Here is an 18596-nt window from a genome sequence, read left to right on the forward strand (position 1 = left end):
CCGAGAACGAACGAGAGCCCACGAGATCGCACGCCGGCGACCGGACACGACCGGTCACCGTCCGTACGGACCGAACGCGCCCGGAACCGACCGCCGGGTGGCGCGGTCCGCCCGCTTCGGCCTCGGAGCGTCACCCGGGGAGTGCCAGTTCGAACCAGACGGTCTTGCCCCGCCGCCCTCGCCGGGTCCCCCAGCGGCACGAGGTGCAGGCGACGAGCTGGAGGCCGCGCCCGGTCTCCTCGTCGGGAGCCGCCCGGCGCTCGCGGGGCGCGTCGGGCACGGGGTCGGAGACCTCCACCAGCAGCGGCGAACCGGCTTCCTCGGGGTGGGTGAGGCGGACCCCGATGGGGCCGTGCGCGTACCGCAAGGAGTTGGTCACCAGTTCGCTGACGAGCAGGGCGGTCACGTCCTCCAGGGCGTCCAGTCCCCAGGCGGCCAGTTGCCGCCGGACCACGGTCCGTGCGGTGCGCACGACCCCCGGGTCGGCGGGGAAGATCCACGCGGCGCAGTCGCCACGGGTGTCGATCACACCGATCACTTCCAAACACCGGCAGAGGTCTCCGCCGCCGGCGCGGGGCGGGGATCGTCGCGGTGGGAGCCGCGGGGCGCGCCGCCGGGCGTGGGCGGGGGACGACTGCGGGACGAAGGGACGACGGACACGCGTCGGTGCTCCCGCGAGGAGGAACACCGGGCGGTTGCGGTGACTATTGCCCGATCGCTCCCCGTTCATAGCGCACCGCCCGATATTCACGCTCCCCTGTCGCCCCGTCGGCCCAGCCGGACCGGAGACGCTCCGGGCGGCTCAGTCCCGTGCCGGGCTCTCCATCCGCCGCGCGGTCTCCATCACCGCGGGGCGGTCCTGGGGCAGCCAGTCGACGTCCCAGACCTCCTCGGCGGAGAGCCAGCGCAACTCGTCGTGGTCCTCCAGCGGCTCCGGCTCACCCTCGACCAGGCGGGCGGTCCACACCTGCAGGACGTAACCGGGCTTCAGGTCCCAGGTGCCGGGGATGCGCTCCACCGGCTCGGCGCGTACGCCCAGTTCCTCGCGCAGTTCCCGGACGAGGGCCGTCTCGGGCTGCTCGCCGGGCTCGGTCTTGCCGCCCGGCAGCTCCCAGCGGCCGGCGAGTTCCGGCGGGGCGCTGCGGCGGGCCGCGAGAAGGCGTTCGGTCACTGGTCCGCCCCGGCCGTCGGCGCGCGCGTCGCGCAGCGCGGCGGCGACCACCACGATCTGTTCCGTCATGCGCGGGAGCCTACGCGGCACCCGGCCCCCCAGGGGGCGGCCCCCGGGGTCAGGCGGACTGCCGCTCGACCCAGTAGCGCTGCTCGGCACCGCGGGCGCCGAGCGACTCGACGACCTTCTGCGCCTCGGCGCGCGTGGCGCAGGCGGCCACGCGGTACCGGTTTCCGTTGGCTTCCTGCCGTATGACGTGCCAGGGGAGTGCGGTACCGCCCTCACCCATCGCGCGCCTCACTTCCTGCACCCGGCTCACTTCTCGCTCCGTTCGTCGGGGAAACCGCACTCCGCATATGCCGGAGCCTACGCCCGACCTTCACTCAGCGGATACGGAATAGCACAAAGAGGTAAGCAACCAGCCAAGCCGGAGGGGGCGCATCCGCATGGACGCGCCCCCTCGGGAACGGGTTGATTCTTCAATCACCAGCGGGAAGACCAAGGTTGACGCCGCGAATGCCGAGCGCCCGTCACCTACGGCGCACGCCCCCGGCATACGCGCGCGCCCAGCGGGCCTTGCCCGCCCCCGGACTCACTTGACCGGAAGGTGGTACGCCACCCGGTAGCGGTCGGCGGGAACCACCACGTCGGCCGTCTCCACGGGGCGGCCCGAGGCGTAGTACGTGCGCCGGATGGTGAGGACGGCATGTCCGGGGACGCCGCCGAGGGCGAGGAGCTCCTCGGCGAGGCCGGGACGGCAGCCGACCTCCTCCGCGACGTTGTCGACGACGATGTCGATGGCGGCCATCCGCTCGACCACCCCGGCGCCCCCGAGCGGACCCTCCTCGGGGAGCATCACGGGGGTGCGGCCGGTCAGCGCCAGCGGCTCCCAGGAGGTGGAGAGCATCATGGCCTCGCCCGCCTCCCGGAACACGTACCGGGTGCGCATGACGCGGTCGCCGGGCTCGATGCCGAGCCGTTCGGCGACCTCGGCCGAGGCCGCCTCCTGCTCGCTGCGCGACTCCCAGGTCCCGCGCACCCCGCTCAGCGCCTGCTCCTGCCGGAAGGGCGTGGACCCGCCGGGGTCGCGGTACCCGGTGCGGGCGATCCGGCGGGGCTCGGGCCGCTCGCGCACGTACGTCCCGGAACCGGAGCGGCCCTCGACCAGCCCCTCGGCCATCAGGACCTTGCGCGCCTCCAGCGCGACCGTGTCGGAGACGCCGTACTCCTGCCGGATACGGGCCTGCGAGGGGAGGCGGGTGTTCGGCAGTAGGGCACCGTCGACGATCTTCCTGCGGAGATCGTCCGCCACGCGCAGATACGCAGGCTGCTCACCGAACGTCACTGGCCACTCCCATCAGCTTGACAGACAGCGACAGCCTGACAACCGTAGGTTGCCGCCCGCAACCTTGGGCCAGAGGATCACTCGAAGTGACGAACCGGCCGGTGACCGGGACCTTCTTCCCGCCCGCCCCGGTCATCCCGCAGGACGCGGGTGACCCACCGGCGAGATCTCCCCGGGCGGCTCCTCCTCCCCCGCCCCGCCGCTCCCGTCCTGGCCGCTCCCGTCGGCCAGGCTGCCGGTGAGCTTGCCGCCGTCCTTGCCGAACAGGCAGCTGACCTCGCGGTCGTCGAGCGCCCAGCTCTCGGGGGTCGGCAGGTAGTAGAAGACGAAGACGTCCTCGGGCAGTTCCTCGGCGGGCCGGCCGGCGTACCCCTCGACCAGGGCGGTGCAGCGGCGGTCGGCGATGGCGTCGATACGGTCCTCGCCCGGGTAGGCGCGGCCGTCGGGCAGGTCGAAGACGCCGAAGACCTCGCCGTCGTGCGGGCGGGCGCAGGTGACCTTGTCGACGTCGTACATCTCGCCCTCCAGCCCCTGCCCGCCCGGGACGTCGAAGCACTCGCCGGCGCGCAGCGAGAAGGCGGTGCCGCCGCCCTCCCGCATCCCCTCGCGGAAGCCCTCCATGAAGGAGGAGAAGCCGCCGGTGGCGATCATCAGCGTCCACAGGGCGAGCCCGCAGGAGGAGAGGACCATGCCGGCCACCGCGAGCCCCTTGCCGCGCTCCCCCCGCCGTTTGAGGCCGGGCAGCGCGAAGGCGCCCAGGACCAGGCCGACCGCCGGGACGCAGAGCAGGACGCCGGTGACGAACGAGGCGATGGCGAGCCCGCTGACCGGTGGCTGCGGCGCCGGATAGCCGTACCCGTACCCATAGCCGTACCCGTACCCGTGGCCCGGGTGGCCCGGCGGCGTCCCCGGGGGCCCCTGAGGCACGCCGTACGGGCCCGGGGCCGGTGTCCGGTAGGGGCCCGAGGCACCCTGCGGGGGTACCTGGGGCGGGGGCGGCCGGCCCCCTGGTCCGGGCTGCCGGGGCTGGCCCGGCGGCATCCCCGGGGTCGGCGGTGTGGCCACGCTCGCTCGCTCCTCTGGTCCCCTCCCGCGGGCCGCACGCCCCCGTCGCCGGGGGCGCCGCCCGCGCGCCGCGCCGTGCGCGCGGTCCTGGGAGCGCATCGTATGCGCGGGCGCCGACGGGACGGCGGCCGCGCACGGCCGTCGGCCCGGGACGCCGTACGAGCGGCGTCCCGGGCCGGGGCTTCAGGAGGCGGGGCGGCACACGCCCCAGCCCCGCGGCCGGTGCGGATCACCACCGCTCAGCACGGTTCAGTGCCGGCCGGTGCCGCTCCGGTGCGGGTCAGAACTGGAGACCCCAGGAGTTGATGCGCCCGGTGTCGTAGGTGGCGTTGTCGGTGACGCGGAGCTTCCAGACGCCGTTGGCGCTCTGGCCGGCCGCGTTGACCGTGTAGGTGGTCTTGATGTCGTCGGTGCTGCCGCCGGTGCCGAAGGACTTCAGCGTGTAGACGGTGCCGGAGGGCGCGACGAGCTGGACGCGGAGGTCACCTATGTAGGTGTGCGAGATGTCGACCTTGACACCGAGGGTGGAGGGCGCGGCTCCGGCGACCCCGCTGACGGTCACCGGGGATTCGACGGTGGTCCTGTCCGGCAGGGCGTAACCGGTCTTGTTCTCGAAGAGCGGGCCGGCGGGCGGGGTGGTGCCGCCGCCGGAGCCGACGCGCAGGAGCAGGTTGGGCGAGCCAGTGCCCGGGCTGGTGACGACGCCGCTGGTGCCGTTGGCCTTCAGCGCGGCCTTGACCTGGGCCGGGGTCGCCGACGGGTTCTCCGAGGCGTAGATCGCGGCGGCGCCGACCACGTGCGGGGTCGCCATCGAGGTGCCGGAGATGGTGTTGGTCGCCGAGTCGCTCGTGTTCCACGACGAGGTGATCGAGGAGCCGGGGGCGAAGATGTCGACGGCGCTTCCCCAGTTGGAGAACGAGGAGCGGGCGTCGGTGCTGGTCGTCGAGCCGACGGTGATCGCCTCGCCGACGCGGGCCGGGGAGACGTTCGCGGCGTTCTGGTTCTCGTTGCCCGCCGCGACACCGTAGGTGACACCGGAGGCGATGGAGTTGCGGACCGCCTGGTCGAGGGCGGTGTCGGCGCCGCCGCCGAGGCTCATGTTGGCGACGGCCGGCTTCACGGCGTTCTGGGTGACCCAGTCGATACCCGCGACGACCTGGGCGGTCGTACCGGAACCGGCGTTGTTCAGGACGCGGACGCCGACGATCTTCGCCTTCTTGGCGACGCCGTAGGCGTTGCCCGCGACGGTGCCGGCGACGTGGGTGCCGTGGCCGTTGCCGTCCTGCGCGACGTTGTCGTTGTCGACGGCGTCGTAGCCGTTGGCCGCGCGTCCGCCGAAGTCGCTGTGGCTGATCCGGACACCGGTGTCGATGATGTAGGCGGTGACGCCCTCACCGGCCTTGTCCGGGTAGGTGTACTCGCCGTCCAGCGGCAGCGACGCCTGGTCGATCCGGTCCAGGCCCCACGACGGCGGGTTGGTCTGGGTGGCGTCGATGGTGAAGGTGCGGTTCTGGATGACCGACTCGACGGCCGGGTCCGCCGCGAACTTCTCCGCCTCGGCGCGGCTGAGCTCCACGGCGTAGCCGTTGAGAGCGGCCTTGTACGTCCGCTCGATGGTGGCGCCGTACTCCTTGGCGAGCGCCTTGCTCTTCGCCGAGGTCGACTTGCCGACCTTGTCCGCGTCGAGGGTGACGATGTAGCTGTCCTTGACGCGGTCGGGGGCGTCCGCGTTGACGATCAGGCTCGCGCCCGAGGGATCGGGCGCGGCGCTCGCGGGGAGCGCGGCGACGCCGCCGAAGGCGAGAGCGGCCACGGCCGTCGCACTGATGGCGGCCATTCTTCGGCGGTTCTGACGCATCACTGCCATCTGAGGGGTCCTCCTCGTCGATGGTGCACTGGTGGGGGCGGTGCGTGACGGTGCTTTGGGGCGCACCGGCCACAGCAACGAGTCAGGGTCATGACAACCCCGAGGGCGGAGTGCCGCCCGCGTCGCCGTCGAAAGATTGACCGATCCATAGGAATCCCACAAGAGGGCGAACACAGGGTTAACACCCCTGTCACACACGGAAGTTGGCGTTCGGTCACGCTTCCTCCGCAAGCCCGTGGCCGAAATCCGGCACCCGGGGACGGACCACCCGCGCACCGCTCCCCCATCCGTGGGAACCACCGCCGCGCCCACGCCCGCGGCTCGCTCCGGGCCCGCATCGTCTCCTGGGTGAGGATCACCCGTGCCACCCGCCTGACGACGGCCCCGCTCCTCGTGGCGGCCCTCCTGACCCCCGCTCACCTGGCCGGGGCCGCCCCCGGCCCGGGCCCCTCCGCCCCGGCCGGCCCGGCCCGGTGCGCGCCCTCCCCCGGCTGGGCCCCGGCGGCCGGCCGCCGCGAGGACGCCGCCGCCGCCCACGCGTACGCCGGCAACGGCTACCTCGCCGTACGCGTCCCCGCCGCCGGCGCCGGGTTCCGGCCACCGGGCGGCGGGGGGCCCGGGGAGAAGACCGGCTGGCCCCTGTTCACCCCGCGCTACGACGGCGCGTTCGTCTCCGGCCTCTACGCCCGGGGACCGGAGAACACCGCGGGCCGCCAGGCGGTGGCCGCCCTCCCCAACTGGACCGGCCTGGACCTCACGGCGGGCGGCGAGACCTACGGCCCCACCTCCCGCGTCACCGGCTACCGCCAGACCCTCCTCCTGCGTTGCGGCCTGGTCCGCACCGCCCTGACCTGGACCGCCGCCGACGGCCGCCGCACCGACCTGGTGTACGAGGTGCTGGCCGACCGGAACGCCCCGCACGGCGCCGCCGTCCGCCTGCGGATCACCCCGCACTGGTCCGGGACGGCCACCGTCACCGACCGGATCGACGGCCGGGCCGCCCGCCGCATGGCGCAGACCGGGGGCGGCGCCCGGCCGGGGGCGCCCGGCGCCATGGCGGTCGCCTTCCGCACCGACGGCACGGGGGTGCGGGGCGCCGTCGCCTCCGTGCTGCGGCCGCCCGCCGGTACCGTCCGCCCCGCCGAGGTGGCCCGGGAACTGAGCACGAGCCAGTCGGCGTCCTTCCCGGTCCGCGCCGGGCGCACCTACGAGGCCGTCAAGTACGTGGGCGTGGACACCTCACTGACCTCCCGCGACCCGCGCACCGCCGCCGTCAACGCCGCCCGGGCCGGGGCCCGGCGCGGCTGGCGTCCGCTGTTCGACGCGCACGCGGACACCTGGCGCACGCTGTGGGAGTCCGGTGCCGGCCTCGACACCGGCCCCGGGGCACCGCCCGGCCGGGGGACGGCACCCGAGCCGACCGCCCGGCAGGAGGAGGTGCGGCTCTGGCTCCGCTCGGCCCGCTACGGGCTGCTCTCCTCCATCCGGCCCGGCGCCCGCGACTCCCTCGGACCCACCGGCCTGACCAGCGACAACTACGCCGGGATGATCTTCTGGGACGCCGAGACCTGGATGTTCCCCGCCCTGCTGGCCACCGACCCCGACCTGGCCAGGACCGTCCTGGACTACCGCGTGCGCACCTCCCCCGCCGCCCGCGACAACGCCCGCAGACTCGGCTTCGAGGGCCTCTTCTTCCCCTGGACCAGCGCCTCCTCGGGCGACCTGTGGGACGAGTGCCAGAGCTGGAACCCGCCGCACTGCGTCACCCAGAACCACCTCCAGGGCGACATCGCGCTCGCCGCCTGGCAGTACTGGCTCGCCACCGGCGACCGCGCCTGGCTGCGCCGCGACGGGGCGCCCCTGCTGCGCGGCCTCGCGGAGTTCTGGGCGTCCCGGGTCACCGCCAACGCCGACGGCGGCTACTCGGTCGAGGGCGTCGCCGGGCCCGACGAGTACAGCAACGGCGTGGACGACGGCGCCTACACCAACGCCGTGGCCGCCACCGCCCTGCGCCACGCCGCGGACGCCGCCGAGGAGACCGGTGCCACCGCCCCGCCCGAGTGGCGCCGCATCGCCGACAACCTGCGCATCCCCTACGACGCCGACCGCAAGATCTTCCTCCAGTACGACGGCTACGACGGCTCCCGCATCAAGCAGGCCGACGCCGTGCTGCTCGCCTACCCGCTCGACCTGCCCATGCCCGACGGCGCGGCCGCCGCCACCCTCGACCACTACGCCGCCCGCACCGACCCCGACGGGCCCGCCATGACCGACTCGGTCCACTCGGTGGTCGCGGCCGCCGCCGACGAGCCGGGCTGCGCCGCCTACACCTACCTGGAGCGCTCCGTCCGTCCCTTCACCCGGGGCCCGTACGCCCTCTTCGCCGAGGCGCGCGGCGACAAGTCTGGCGCCGACGACCCGCTCTCGGGCACCCCGGCGGAGGACTTCCTCACCGGCAAGGGCGGCTTCCTCCAGACCTTCACCCACGGCCTGACCGGGATGCGGCTGCGCGCCGCCGACCGGCTCCACCTCGATCCGGTGCTGCCGCCGCAACTGGCCCGGACCGCCGACGGCACCGAGTCGGGCCGGGTGACCCTGCGGGGCCTGCGCTGGCGCGGACGCGCCTTCGACCTCACGATCGGCCCGGGGACGAGCGAGGTCCGGCTCACCTCCGGCGCCCCCTTCACGGTCGAGACCCCGGAAGGCCGCTCCACCGTCTCCGCCGAGGCACCCCTCACTCTCAGGACCCGCCGCCCCGACCTCGCCCCCACCACCGACCCGGCGCGCTGCGCCCCCGTACACGCCGATTCCGAGGAGCCCGGCCGGTACGCGGAGGCGGCCGTCGACGGGGCCGGGGCCACGGTCTGGTCCCCCGCCGCCGACGCCACCACGGCGACGCTCACCGCCGAGCTGGTCTCGCCCGCCCGGATCACCTCGGTCACCCCGGACTGGGCGCAGCGGCCCGCCTCGTACCGGGTCGAGGTCTCCGCCGACGGCCGCCGCTGGCAGGGGCTCGGCAGCGGGGCGCCGGTCCGCCGCATCCGCCTGACGCTGCGGAAGGCGGCCGACGGGGAGCTGCCCGCGCTGCGGGAACTGGGGGCGCGGGCGGAGTAGGCGGCCCGCGGTCACCAAGGCGCGGCCCGCCCGCCACGCACGCTTCCGGGGCGCGGCGTCCCCAGGACCGGGCCCGGCCGGCGGGCGGGGCGCAGTCGCGGGCGGTCGCGTCGACGGGGGCGCCCCACGGGCGTGTCCGGTGGGCTGTCGGTGCGGGATGCCAGACTGCCCGCGTGAGCGAAGACCCGAACGGCGCCGCGTCCGCGGCCCCCGCACTCCGGCAGCGGCTGGCCCGGGTGCGGGGCGTCTCCGTACCGCCCCGGCCGCTCGACGCCCGTGCCCTGGCGGCACTCGCCGCCAACCCGGGGTGCCATCGCCGCGCCCTGCTCGACGGGGCGGGGGTGGACAAGCCCAGGCTCGCCGAGGCGCTGGGGGTGCCCTCGGGGTTCGGCCAGTCGCAGTTCGCCTTCATGCGCGGGCACGCCTTCGAGGCCCGGGTGAAGGCCGACGGCGGCGCCGAGCTGCTGCGGCTCGCCCACGCCTGCCTCGGCGGCGGCCCGGCCCCCGACGGCGGCGGCGAGGTGCCGGACCTGGCCGCCCCCGGCCCGGCAGAGCGGGCCGCGCGGACCGGGGAGGCGCTGCGGGAGGCGGCCGGGCGCCCGGGCGGCTGGACCCTGCTGGACCACCCGATGCTCGCCCTGGAGGTGGCCGGGTCGGACGCCTTCCTGGAGCCGGACGCCGTCGTGGTGCACCCCGACGGCGGCTGGTCGGTGGTGGAGATCAAGTCCTTCCCGATGCTGGACGGTTCGGCGGACGCCGCCAAGGTCGGGGCGGCCGCCCGGCAGGCCGCCGTCTACGTCCTGGCACTTGAGGAGGCCGCCGCCCGGCTCCCGGAGCGGCCGGGCGGGCCCCCGGACGTGCGCCACCAGGTGCTGCTGGTCTGCCCCAAGGACTTCTCCAACCTCCCCACCGGCGCCGCCGTCGACGTGCGCAAGCAGCGTGCGGTGACCAGGCGCCAGCTCTCCCGGCTGACCCGGGTCGAGGAGCTGGCCGCCGCGCTGCCGGACGACGTCTGCTTCGACCCCGGCCGGCCCGCCGACGCGCTGCTGCGGTCGGTCGAGTCGGTCCCCGCCGCGTACGCGCCGGAGTGCCTCTCCGCCTGCGAGCTCGCCTTCCACTGCCGCGAGCGGGCCCGCGCCGCGGGCGACGTGTCCGCGCTGGGCCGCTCGGTCCGGGGTGAGCTGGGCGGACTGACCTCCGTCGAGGAGGTGCTGACGGCGGCCGCTTCCCCGGAGAGCGCCGGGGAGGGCGCCGACCCGGGGGCGGACGCGACGGTGGCGGCGCTGCGCCGGGCCGCCCGGCTGCGTACGCAGGCGCTGGCCGCCGCGGGCGCCGGGGCGCGGGGGCGGGGGCCGGGATGTCGCTGATCAGCACCCTCGCCCGGCTGGAGGCGGTCCGCACGGGCCGCGCCCAGCCCGCCTCCACCGTGCTCCACCGCCACCTCTCCGACCGCCCGCTGGTCCTCGTCCCGCTGACCACGGCGGGCGAGGCCGGGGCGCCGCTCGGCGCCCTCGTCGGCACCGACCGGGCCGAGCCGCGCCTGCTGGTGGTGCCGCAGCCCGCCGACCGGGAGCTGCGGTTCGCCTTCCTCGCCCGGCTCGCCTCGGTGGTCCTGCCGTACATCGAGGAGTACGCGGCCCAGGTGGAGCCCGCCGAGCGCACCGAGGCCGACCCGGAGACGGGCAAGCGCGTCAAGGTCGTCACCGAGCTGTGCGCGGACGCCCCGCAGCTCGTGGTGCCGGGCCGGGCCGGGATCGAGCTGGTGCGGCTGCTGGGGCGGGCCAACCGGTTCCGCCGCACCGCCGAGGAGGACCCGGACGGCCCGTACCCGGCGCCGGAGCAGGTGCCGCTGCTCGGCCGCTGGTTCACCCACCTCGGCGAGCGGGCCCGGGTGCCGGGCTCCTCGCTGCTGGTCGCCATGACGGATCTGCTGGCCCGGCACTGGGCGACGGGCCAGAGCGCGCTGGAGGACCAGCACCTCGGGGCGCTGCTCGCGTGGATCGACCCGCCGGCGGGGGACGACGGCGACCGGGCCGCGCGCCGGGCCGAGCTGGCCCGCGACGAGGCGGGCCAGTTGCTCTGCCCGCCCGCCGGACCGGCCACCGACCCCGCCTTCGACAACAAGCTGCTGGCTCCCGCCGTCGAGCGGTACGACCGGGCCCGCCGTGCCCTGGCCGACGCCCAGGACGGTGCGAGCGCCGACCGGCTGCTGGCCGGGACGACCGCCGCCGAGCGGGAGCTGCGCGGCCTGGTCGAGAGCCGGACCCGGCCCACCTGGGACGCGGTCTGGCGCGGCATCGACCTGCTGCGGGAGCTGCCCGAGGGCGCCCACGTCACCGACCGCTGGACCCGCGACCGCTGGTCCTTCACCGCGCACCGGGACCGGCTGGCCGCCGGGGAGCCGCCGCAGCCGCGCCGCGACGACGCGGTGACCGCCGCCCAGAAGCTCGCCACCCGGGAGCGCGAGCAGGCCCGGCTCGACGCTCAGGAGGCGCTGGACGACCCGCTGGTGATGGCGGGGCGGCGGCTGGCCGGGGAGGCGTTCGCGGCGGAGGTGCTGGACGTGCGGATGACGTACACCGAGAGCAGGCGGCCCGGTCCGCGGCCGGTGCTCACGGTCCGCACGGAGGACGCCCCGCACGCGCCGGCCGGCGCCAAGGTCTACCGCGAGCTGGACGGGCGTCCGCAGACCGCCGAGATCCTCGCGCCCCTGGAGGCCGGCGAGGACCCGGAGGCCGGCGATGACCCGGAGGCTGGCCCGGGCCAGGCCCCCGCGGGGGACGACGGGGCGGGGCCCGGGGAGCGGCTGCTCCTGCTCCGGGTGCTGGACCGGATGGGCCGGGGCAGCGAGCCGGAGGACGGGTCGGTCCCGGAGAAGGGCGACCGGATCTGCTGGACGCTCTTCGAGCACGACCAGCGGGGCGGCCCCAGGCTGCCCGGCCCCGAGGAGACGCCGTGGACCCACGGCGGCCCGCCGGAACCGCCGGACGCGCTGCCCGGCCCGGCGACCGCCCCCGACCCGGTGACGGCGGAGGACCTGCTGTGACGCGGAGGGGCCCGGCGGTAGCGCTCCGGGCAGGCGGCGGACACGAAGACCGGCACGAGGCGACGAGGAAGAGCACGGGATGACGGTGGCGGGCGAGGCGGCGGGCGAGGCGTCCCGGAGGGGGGAGCGCTCCCCCGGTGAGCAGGCGACCCGGGCCACCGAGGAGATCCTCGCGGCGACCCTGCACGGCGCGGCGCGCGGGGTCGTGGTCGACTCCCCGCCGGGCGCCGGGAAGTCGACGCTGGTGGTGCGGGCCGCCCGGGAGCTGGCCGCGGCGGGCCGGCCCCTCATGGTCATCGCGCAGACCAACGCGCAGGTGGACGACCTCGTGCTGCGCCTGGCGGCGAAGGACCCCGAGCTGCCGGTGGGGCGGCTGCACAGCAGCGACCGGGACGCCTACGACAAGGCGCTCGATCCGCTGCCCTCGGTACGGACCTCCACCAAGGTCAAGGACCTGGCCGGGATGGACGTGGTGGTCTCCACGGCGGCGAAGTGGGCGCACGTCAAGGACGTCGAGCCCTGGCAGCACGCCATCGTGGACGAGGCGTACCAGATGCGGTCGGACGCGCTGCTGGCGGTCGCCGGCCTCTTCGAGCGGGCGCTGTTCGTCGGCGACCCGGGGCAGCTCGACCCGTTCGCACTGGTCGGCGCCGAGCAGTGGGCCGGGCTGTCCTACGACCCCTCGGCGAGCGCCGTGGCGACGCTGCTGGCGCACAACCCGGAGCTGCCCCAGCTCCGGCTGCCCGTCTCCTGGCGGCTGCCCGCCTCGGCGGCGCCCCTGGTCTCCGACGCCTTCTACCCCTTCACGCCGTTCCGCAGCGGCACCGGCCCCGGGGACCGCCGTCTGGGCTTCGGGGTGGAGTCCGCGGGGACGCCGTACGACGAGGTGATCGACGAGGCGGCCCGCAGCGGCTGGGGGCTGCTGGAGCTGCCCGCGAAGCACACGCCGAGGACCGACCCGGAGGCGGTGCGGGCCGTGGCCGTGGTCGTGCGGCGGCTCCTCGACCGGGAGGGCGCGGCGGTCTCCGAGACCGGGCCGGAGCCGGTGCCGCTCGGGCCCGGGCGGATCGCCGTCGGGACGGCCCACCGCGACCAGGCCGCCGCGGTACGCGCCGAGCTGGCGGCGCTCGGCGTCGAGGGGGTGGCGGTGGACACCGCCAACCGGCTCCAGGGGCGCGAGTTCGACGTGACCGTCGTGCTCCACCCGCTGTCGGGCCGCCCCGACGCCACGGCCTTCCACCTGGAGACCGGGCGGCTGTGCGTACTGGCCTCGCGGCACCGGCACGCGTGCGTGGTGGTGTGCCGGGCGGGGGTGCGGGAGGTGCTGGACGCGCATCCCTCCACCGAGCCGGTGATGCTGGGGGTCGGGGTGCGTTTCCCGGACGGCTGGGAGGCCCATCACTCCGTGCTGGGCGTGCTGGGCGGGCATCGGGTTCGACTGGGGTGACCCTGACGGCCGGCCCGGGTGACCTTGGCTGCCGGCCCGGGTGACCTGACGGCAGGCCCCGATCGGGTGCCGGGCTCGGCCCCCGGCTCAGGGGCGTGCGCCTGGTGGTCACGGACATCGGTGGCCCCGAGCGAGGGCCGGGCCGCGGGAGACGGCCGCGGAGCGTTCCTGGTGAGTCCTCTCCCAGCCCGCCCGTGGTCACGACCGGCCGTGGGGGTGCGGCCGTGGACCGCCGCCGGGTCCGTCCGGGCTCCGGCGCCGGCCGGGCCGTCGGTGGTCAGCCTCGCGGGGGCCCCACCGCCCGGCCGGGTCGTGGGGGTGTGGCGAAGGCCGCCGGCGAGTGGGTTCGGCCGTTGGTGGGTGGGGGGTGGAGTGGGTGGGGACAATGGAGGGTGGTTCTGGGGCGTGGGTCCTGGGTTTGGAGGAACGTGATGGCGGAGTCCGAGCGGGACGGGCCGAGGTTGCGGCCCGCGCCGTTGCTGTTCGAACCGGCGGAGGCCGTGGGGGATCCGGAGCACTTCTTCGATCTGGAGTCGATGGAGGACCCGGGCGCCCTGCTGGACCGGGCGACCGAGCTGACGGTGGCCTTCCGGGCGGCCGCGGACCGGTCGATGGAGTTCCAGGCGATGGCCGCGGCGCAGCTCGCGGACCCGCGACGGTTCGACCGGCTGAGCCCGGAGGCCGTCGGAGAACGGGCCCAGTGGACCGAGGCGTACGCGAAGAAGATGATCGAGTTCGGGCGTGACCTGCTGCGGGCGAGGGCTGCCAGAGGGTGAGGGGACCCTGGCATATGCCCTAGGGATATGTGAGGGGGCAAGGTACCTCATGGACGTCACCGATGTCCCGCCTTTCGGCAACTCTGCGGCACCGCTCGCTCACCCCCGGTAGATCTGTGCGCATGAGCAGCCCACATGTCACCGCCACCGCGACGGCCACCGCCCGCCACCGCTCCCTCGCCCCCGGAGCCCGCTCGTCCTCGGGGCCGCTGGACGGCCAGGACCAGTCGGCCCGCGTGACGGCGGAGGGCGCGGCGTGGCTCGCCTCGGCCGGGGCGTACCCCGGAGTGGCGGGGTCGGCGGTCCTGCGGTGCGGCCTCACCTTCGACGTGGTGAACGTCCCGCCGGTCTTCGGCCACCGGATGCTGGACCGCCTGTGGGAGGAGGGTCCGGGGTCGGGCCCGGCGGCGGTGCAGCGCGGCCGGTTGCTCCTCTTCGCCGCACCCGGGACGGCCCAGCGGCTGCCCGCCCTGCTGCGCTGGGAGGAGTGCGGGAGCGCCGTCCCCCCGCTGCTCTGCCACGGGGTCGGGGACGCGGTGACGGTGCCCGGCCCGGACACGGTCGAGGACGCGGGGGCCCCCGTACCGGCGCTGCGGGCGGCGGACCTCCACCCCCGGGACGGGGAGCGGGAACGGGAGCACACGAGCGGGCCGGGCGGCGCCCGGGAGGCTCCGCCGGAGCCGCGCGGGGCCGGGGCCGGGGACCGGTGGCTGGTGGCGCCGGGGGCCCGGTACCCCTGGCTGCCCGGGGCCGACGTCCTGCGCTGGGCGTGCGTACGGGCGGCACGGAGCACCCGCCCGGTATCGATTTTTCCTCCCGTCCGTCCTGGTGCTAAGGTCTACGACGTCAGCAGGCGCCGCTAGCTCAGTTGGTTAGAGCAGCTGACTCTTAATCAGCGGGTCCGGGGTTCGAGTCCCTGGCGGCGCACAGACGATGAAGAAGCCCCTCGCGGAAGCGGGGGGCTTCTTCATGTGTCCGAGGTCTGGCCGCGCGAGGACCGCCGGAGCCGGTCACAGTCGCGTGGTGAGGTTGACCGTCCAGCTTCCGGCGGGCGTGCGGTCCTCCACCTCCACCCGTACACCCTCACCGGGGGCGGTACCGGGGACGGTGAAGGTCTCGCCCTCCTGGACGGGCGCGTCGGCGAGGTCGGGGTAGACCGAGCGGCCCCAGCAGGCGGCGGTGCCCGGGTGGGCGTCGAGGACCTCGACGGGGCCCGCGCCGGAGGGGAGGCCGGTGCGGACCCGGTAGACGAGGACGCCCTCGCGGCAGACGTCCACGTCGTTGCCCTCGGCGGTCCGCGCCTCGACGGCGATGACGGTGCCGGGTCCCTCGGGGACGACCGCGAGGCGGGTGCCGGAGCCGGGGAGCGGGGCCCCGGCGGACACGGGCTCAAGCGAGAGGCGGTGGGAGCCTCCGCCCTGGACACAGGTGATCTGCCGGTGGCCGAGCCAGCCGAGCTTCCACTTGTGCCAGGCGAAGAGGTCGGGAGCCATTCCGAACTGGCTGCCCATGAGGTCCCAGTCGCCGACGTGGGTGTCCCAGTCGCCCTTGTCGTCGGTGGGCCGGTCGTACAGGTCGGGCAGGTCGAAGACGTGGCCGGTCTCGTGGGCGAGGACGTTGCGGTCCGGCGGGTGGTGCTCGAAGAGGGTGACGACGCGGCGGATGCTCGTCCCGTCCGCCTCCAGCGGGCGGCTGAAGTTGACCACCTTGGTGGCGTCGGAGTCGACACCGGGCGCGTCCGGGTCGGCGACGAAGTAGACGATGTCGTAGCGGGAGAAGTCCACGACCGGATCGGCGGCGGCGAGGGCGTCGCGGAGGTAGGCGGAGCGGGCGGCGGCGTTCCAGTCGCGCCGTATCTCGTAGGCCGTGGAGGGCTGGGGCATGGTCAGCCACTCCTTCTGGGGGTGCGGGCGCAGGGTGAAGCGGCCGTACGAGGAGCGGTCGAAGAAGTTGGTGGCGTCGGGGAAGTAGTCGGCGGTCAGCTCGGCGGGGGTGGTGCGCGGGGTGGCGTCGGGGAACGACAGGAAGACGAGGACGGCGTCGAGGCTGCCGAGGGGGCGCGGGTAGGCGTCGTTCCAGGTGTCGAGGCCCTCCGAGTGGTGGGCCGGGGTGCGCGGGAGCGCGCAGGGGCCGCCCGGGGGCGTGGCCGAGGCGGGCCCCGCCACCAGGGTGGTCGCCGCGAGGGCGAGCAGGGCCACGGTGCCCGCGCCGAGCGCGCGGGGCGTGACGCGCTCCAGGCGCTCGGCCCGGCCGGCCGGCGCGTGCTCCCGCGGGTCCTCCTGACGCGACAAGGCGGCCTCCGGCTCGGTCGGGGACGGCACATCCCGGCCAGCCTGGTCGCTTTTCTGCCGCGACGCCTCGTTTGTCTCGCCCGGAGGAGTGATCTCCGCTCGAACTGGGCAACCCCTGGCGGGACTCGTTCGGGTGGAGGCGGTGCCCGGTGGGTGCGACAACCGTGCGGCGGAGGGCCGCGTGGCGGTCGTCCCGCACCCCCCGGCGCAGGCGTGATGCGCCTGAGCGCCGGGCGCGCGCCCCCACGCGCCGTGCTGGATGCCCTCTCCACGCGGCCTCTATGATCGGCACACTTCCCCTACGAGGACGCCGGAACGCCGACGCCAGCGCGGCCGGGCTCATGGGCCGCGCGCCCGGCCGGACGCGTCCCCCTCACGGAACGGGAGCGAGTGGTGAGCGGAACGACCGAAGGCCCGTCAGCCGCGACCGGGCAGGCACCGGCTGCGCCCCAGGAACACCGGCTCCACGAGACCAGGCCGCAGGAGCGGCCGCCGCACGACGCCCCGCCGTACGAGCCGTCCGTCCCGGCGCCCGCCGGGTGCGAGGCGCGGCCGCCGGTGCCGGGCGCCCGCGCCCACTCCCCCTCGGACGTCCGCGCGGACGCCTTCCGGCGCGCCCCCATGGCGATGGCCGTGCTCGACCGGGCGGGGCGGGTCGTCGAGGCCAACGACGCGTTCGCGGCACTGCTCGGCACCGGACCCGGCGCAGGCTCGCTGAGCCGGGTGGCGGCCGAACTGCTGGGACGGCCCGGCGACGAGGCGGTACGAGCGGTGCTGGAAGGGCGACGCGCCGGCCTCCGGCGCACCCGGCGGGTGCGGGACGCCGAGGGGCGCGCGCGGTGGTTACTGGTGGCGGTGGACCCGCCCCGGGCGGACGGCCCCGGCGGTGCGCTGCTGTCGGTGACCGACATCAGCGCCCGGCGGGAGCTGGAGGCGCGCGTCCGCGACCTGCGGATGCACGACCCGGTGACCCGGCTGCCCAACCGGGCGCTCTTCTTCGAACGACTCGCCTCCGTGACCGGGCCCACCGGTCCCGAGGGCGCCACGGAGCACGGCGAGCACCCCGAGGACCGCTGGCCGCCGGAGGCCGGACAGGCCCGCACCGGACGGATCGGCGTCTGCTACCTGGACCTCGACGGTTTCAAGGCCGTCAACGACACTTTCGGCCACCGCACCGGCGACCTGCTGCTGACCGCGGTCGCCGAGCGGCTGATCCGGGTCGCGGCCGCGGGAGCGCGCGGGGGCCGTACGCCGCTCGTGGCGCGGCTCGGCGGCGACGAGTTCGCCCTGCTGGTGCCCGACTCCTCGGGGACCGAGCAGCTCACCTCGCTGGCGTCGGCGGCGCTGGTGGCGCTGGAGGAGCCCTTCGACGCGGGCGGGGAGCGGCTCTCCGTGTCGGCCTCGGTGGGCGTCGTCGAGCGGCCGGCGGCCGCGACCTCCGCGACCGAGCTGATGCAGGACGCCGACACCACGCTGTACTGGGCCAAGGCCGACGGCGGCGGGCGGTGGACCCTCTTCGACCCCGAGCGCAACGCCCACCGGATGACCCGGCAGGTGCTCGCCGCCGAACTGCGGCCCGCGATCGGGCGTGGCGAGTTCGTCCTCGACTACCAGCCGCTGGTCGAGCTGGCCGACGGGACCACCAGCGGGGTGGAGGCGCTGGTGCGCTGGCGGCACCCCCAGTTCGGGACGCTGCCGCCCAGCCGCTTCATCGGCCAGGCCGAGGAGGACGGCTCGGTCGTCCAGCTCGGCCGGTGGGTGCTGCGCACGGCGTGCGCGCAGGCGCGGGCCTGGCAGGTGGCACGGCCCGGGCGCCGGGCGATCTTCGTCAGTGTCAACGTGGCCGTGCGCCAGGTCTGGGACTCCGACCTCGTCGCGGACGTGGCGGCGGCGCTGGAGGCGACCGGGCTCCCGCCCGAGCTGTTGCAGCTGGAGCTGACCGAGTCGGCGCTGATGGGGTCGGCCGGGCGGCCGCTGCGGGTGCTCCAGGCGCTCAGCGCCATGGGGGTGCGGATCGCGATCGACGACTTCGGCACGGGGTACTCGAACCTCTCCTACCTCAGCCGGCTGCCGGTCTCCGTGCTGAAGCTCGACGGGTCGTTCGTCCGCAGCTTCCGCGACGACGTGCCGCCCGGGGCCGCCGACGAGGTGGTGGTCGAGGCGATGGTGTCGCTCGCCCACCGGCTGGGGCTGACCGTGACCGCCGAGTGCGTGGAGACCGCGCAGCAGGCGCGGCGGTTGCTCGGCATCGGGTGCGACACCGGGCAGGGGTGGCTGTGGTCGCGGCCCGTCGGGCCGGAGCGGATCGCCGGTTTGCTGCGCCGACAGGGGTGACGGCCGCTCCGTCGGCCTCCCGGGGGCCGGTGGTGGGACCCGGCCCGGCGGCCTCGAACGCCGGCCGGCGGCCCCGGGCTGCTGATCCGCCGTCCACCGGATCAGCCGCGGCGGTCGCTGCCGGCCTCGAACGCCACCCG

The 18596-nt window shown here is 75.8% G+C and carries 14 protein-coding genes and 1 tRNA gene; 8 read left to right on the top strand and 7 right to left on the bottom strand.

Going from position 1 to position 18596, the window contains the following annotated elements; genetic code table 11:
• Positions 1-130 precede the first annotated feature (130 nt).
• From Sdia_RS27015 to Sdia_RS27040, 6 genes are all read right to left on the bottom strand, one after another.
• Positions 131-538, bottom strand: coding sequence for an ATP-binding protein (locus tag Sdia_RS27015; protein ID WP_189499834.1), 408 nt, complete (start codon positions 536-538; stop codon positions 131-133).
• A gap of 264 nt (positions 539-802) precedes the next feature.
• On the bottom strand, positions 803-1240 hold the full coding sequence (locus Sdia_RS27020) for a (deoxy)nucleoside triphosphate pyrophosphohydrolase (protein ID WP_100454503.1): 438 nt from the start codon (positions 1238-1240) through the stop codon (positions 803-805).
• A gap of 49 nt (positions 1241-1289) precedes the next feature.
• Positions 1290-1460 carry an SPOR domain-containing protein gene (locus Sdia_RS27025; RefSeq protein ID WP_115067971.1) on the bottom strand — a complete coding sequence of 57 codons (171 nt, stop codon included), beginning with the start codon at positions 1458-1460 and terminating at the stop codon, positions 1290-1292.
• A gap of 303 nt (positions 1461-1763) precedes the next feature.
• Positions 1764-2516 carry a GntR family transcriptional regulator gene (locus Sdia_RS27030; protein WP_100454501.1) on the bottom strand — a complete coding sequence of 251 codons (753 nt, stop codon included), beginning with the start codon at positions 2514-2516 and terminating at the stop codon, positions 1764-1766.
• Between the two features lie 132 nt (positions 2517-2648).
• On the bottom strand, positions 2649-3443 hold the full coding sequence (locus Sdia_RS27035; protein WP_229830149.1) for a DUF4190 domain-containing protein: 795 nt from the start codon (positions 3441-3443) through the stop codon (positions 2649-2651).
• 418 nt (positions 3444-3861) lie between these two features.
• Entirely contained in the window at positions 3862-5448 is a 1587-nt protein-coding gene (locus Sdia_RS27040; RefSeq protein WP_100454496.1) for a S8 family peptidase, read from the bottom strand.
• Between the two features lie 348 nt (positions 5449-5796).
• On the opposite strand from Sdia_RS27040, the gene Sdia_RS27045 reads away from it, so the two are divergent.
• The 7 genes from Sdia_RS27045 to Sdia_RS27075 all read left to right on the top strand — a co-directional run bounded on the left by Sdia_RS27045 (position 5797) and on the right by Sdia_RS27075 (position 14758).
• Positions 5797-8562 carry a discoidin domain-containing protein gene (locus tag Sdia_RS27045; RefSeq protein ID WP_115067969.1) on the top strand — a complete coding sequence of 922 codons (2766 nt, stop codon included), beginning with the start codon at positions 5797-5799 and terminating at the stop codon, positions 8560-8562.
• A gap of 173 nt (positions 8563-8735) precedes the next feature.
• A complete protein-coding gene (locus tag Sdia_RS27050; protein WP_189400076.1) occupies positions 8736-9929 on the top strand; it encodes a hypothetical protein in 1194 nt (397 codons plus the stop codon).
• A complete protein-coding gene (locus tag Sdia_RS27055; RefSeq protein WP_189499805.1) occupies positions 9920-11608 on the top strand; it encodes a hypothetical protein in 1689 nt (562 codons plus the stop codon). Before Sdia_RS27050 ends, Sdia_RS27055 begins: the two co-directional genes overlap by 10 nt.
• A 79-nt stretch (positions 11609-11687) precedes the next feature.
• Positions 11688-13055: an AAA domain-containing protein gene (locus Sdia_RS27060; RefSeq protein ID WP_124288128.1), complete on the top strand. Its 1368-nt coding sequence runs from the start codon at positions 11688-11690 to the stop codon at positions 13053-13055.
• A 431-nt stretch (positions 13056-13486) separates the two neighbouring features.
• Positions 13487-13831, top strand: a complete 345-nt coding sequence (locus Sdia_RS27065; protein WP_189499806.1) for a DUF8844 domain-containing protein — start codon at positions 13487-13489, stop codon at positions 13829-13831.
• Between the two features lie 122 nt (positions 13832-13953).
• Complete coding sequence (locus Sdia_RS27070) at positions 13954-14694, top strand: hypothetical protein (protein WP_229830152.1); 741 nt, start codon at positions 13954-13956, stop codon at positions 14692-14694.
• A tRNA-Lys gene (locus Sdia_RS27075) sits at positions 14685-14758 on the top strand. The genes Sdia_RS27070 and Sdia_RS27075 overlap by 10 nt, the downstream gene beginning before the upstream one ends.
• A gap of 83 nt (positions 14759-14841) precedes the next feature.
• On the opposite strand, the gene Sdia_RS27080 is transcribed toward Sdia_RS27075, so the two are convergent.
• Positions 14842-16122, bottom strand: a complete 1281-nt coding sequence (locus Sdia_RS27080; RefSeq protein ID WP_207205632.1) for a M6 family metalloprotease domain-containing protein — start codon at positions 16120-16122, stop codon at positions 14842-14844.
• 393 nt (positions 16123-16515) lie between these two features.
• Here Sdia_RS27080 and Sdia_RS27085 point away from each other — a divergent pair, with 393 nt between their 5' ends.
• Positions 16516-18456: a putative bifunctional diguanylate cyclase/phosphodiesterase gene (locus Sdia_RS27085; RefSeq protein WP_189499807.1), complete on the top strand. Its 1941-nt coding sequence runs from the start codon at positions 16516-16518 to the stop codon at positions 18454-18456.
• Positions 18457-18596: the final 140 nt, after the last annotated feature.

Source organism: Streptomyces diastaticus subsp. diastaticus (assembly GCF_011170125.1).
Taxonomy (GTDB): Bacteria; Actinomycetota; Actinomycetes; order Streptomycetales; family Streptomycetaceae; genus Streptomyces; species Streptomyces diastaticus.

Excerpts from the sequence above, each read along its gene's own strand:
- Sdia_RS27020 (WP_100454503.1), bottom strand. The coding sequence starts at position 1,240 with ATGACGGAACAGATCGTGGTGGTCGCCGCCGCGCTGCGCGACGCGCGC.
- Sdia_RS27025 (WP_115067971.1), bottom strand. The coding sequence starts at position 1,460 with ATGGGTGAGGGCGGTACCGCACTCCCCTGGCACGTCATACGGCAGGAA.
- Sdia_RS27040 (WP_100454496.1), bottom strand. The coding sequence starts at position 5,448 with ATGGCAGTGATGCGTCAGAACCGCCGAAGAATGGCCGCCATCAGTGCG.
- Sdia_RS27055 (WP_189499805.1), top strand. The coding sequence starts at position 9,920 with ATGTCGCTGATCAGCACCCTCGCCCGGCTGGAGGCGGTCCGCACGGGC.
- Sdia_RS27060 (WP_124288128.1), top strand. The coding sequence starts at position 11,688 with ATGACGGTGGCGGGCGAGGCGGCGGGCGAGGCGTCCCGGAGGGGGGAG.
- Sdia_RS27065 (WP_189499806.1), top strand. The coding sequence starts at position 13,487 with ATGGCGGAGTCCGAGCGGGACGGGCCGAGGTTGCGGCCCGCGCCGTTG.
- Sdia_RS27070 (WP_229830152.1), top strand. The coding sequence starts at position 13,954 with ATGAGCAGCCCACATGTCACCGCCACCGCGACGGCCACCGCCCGCCAC.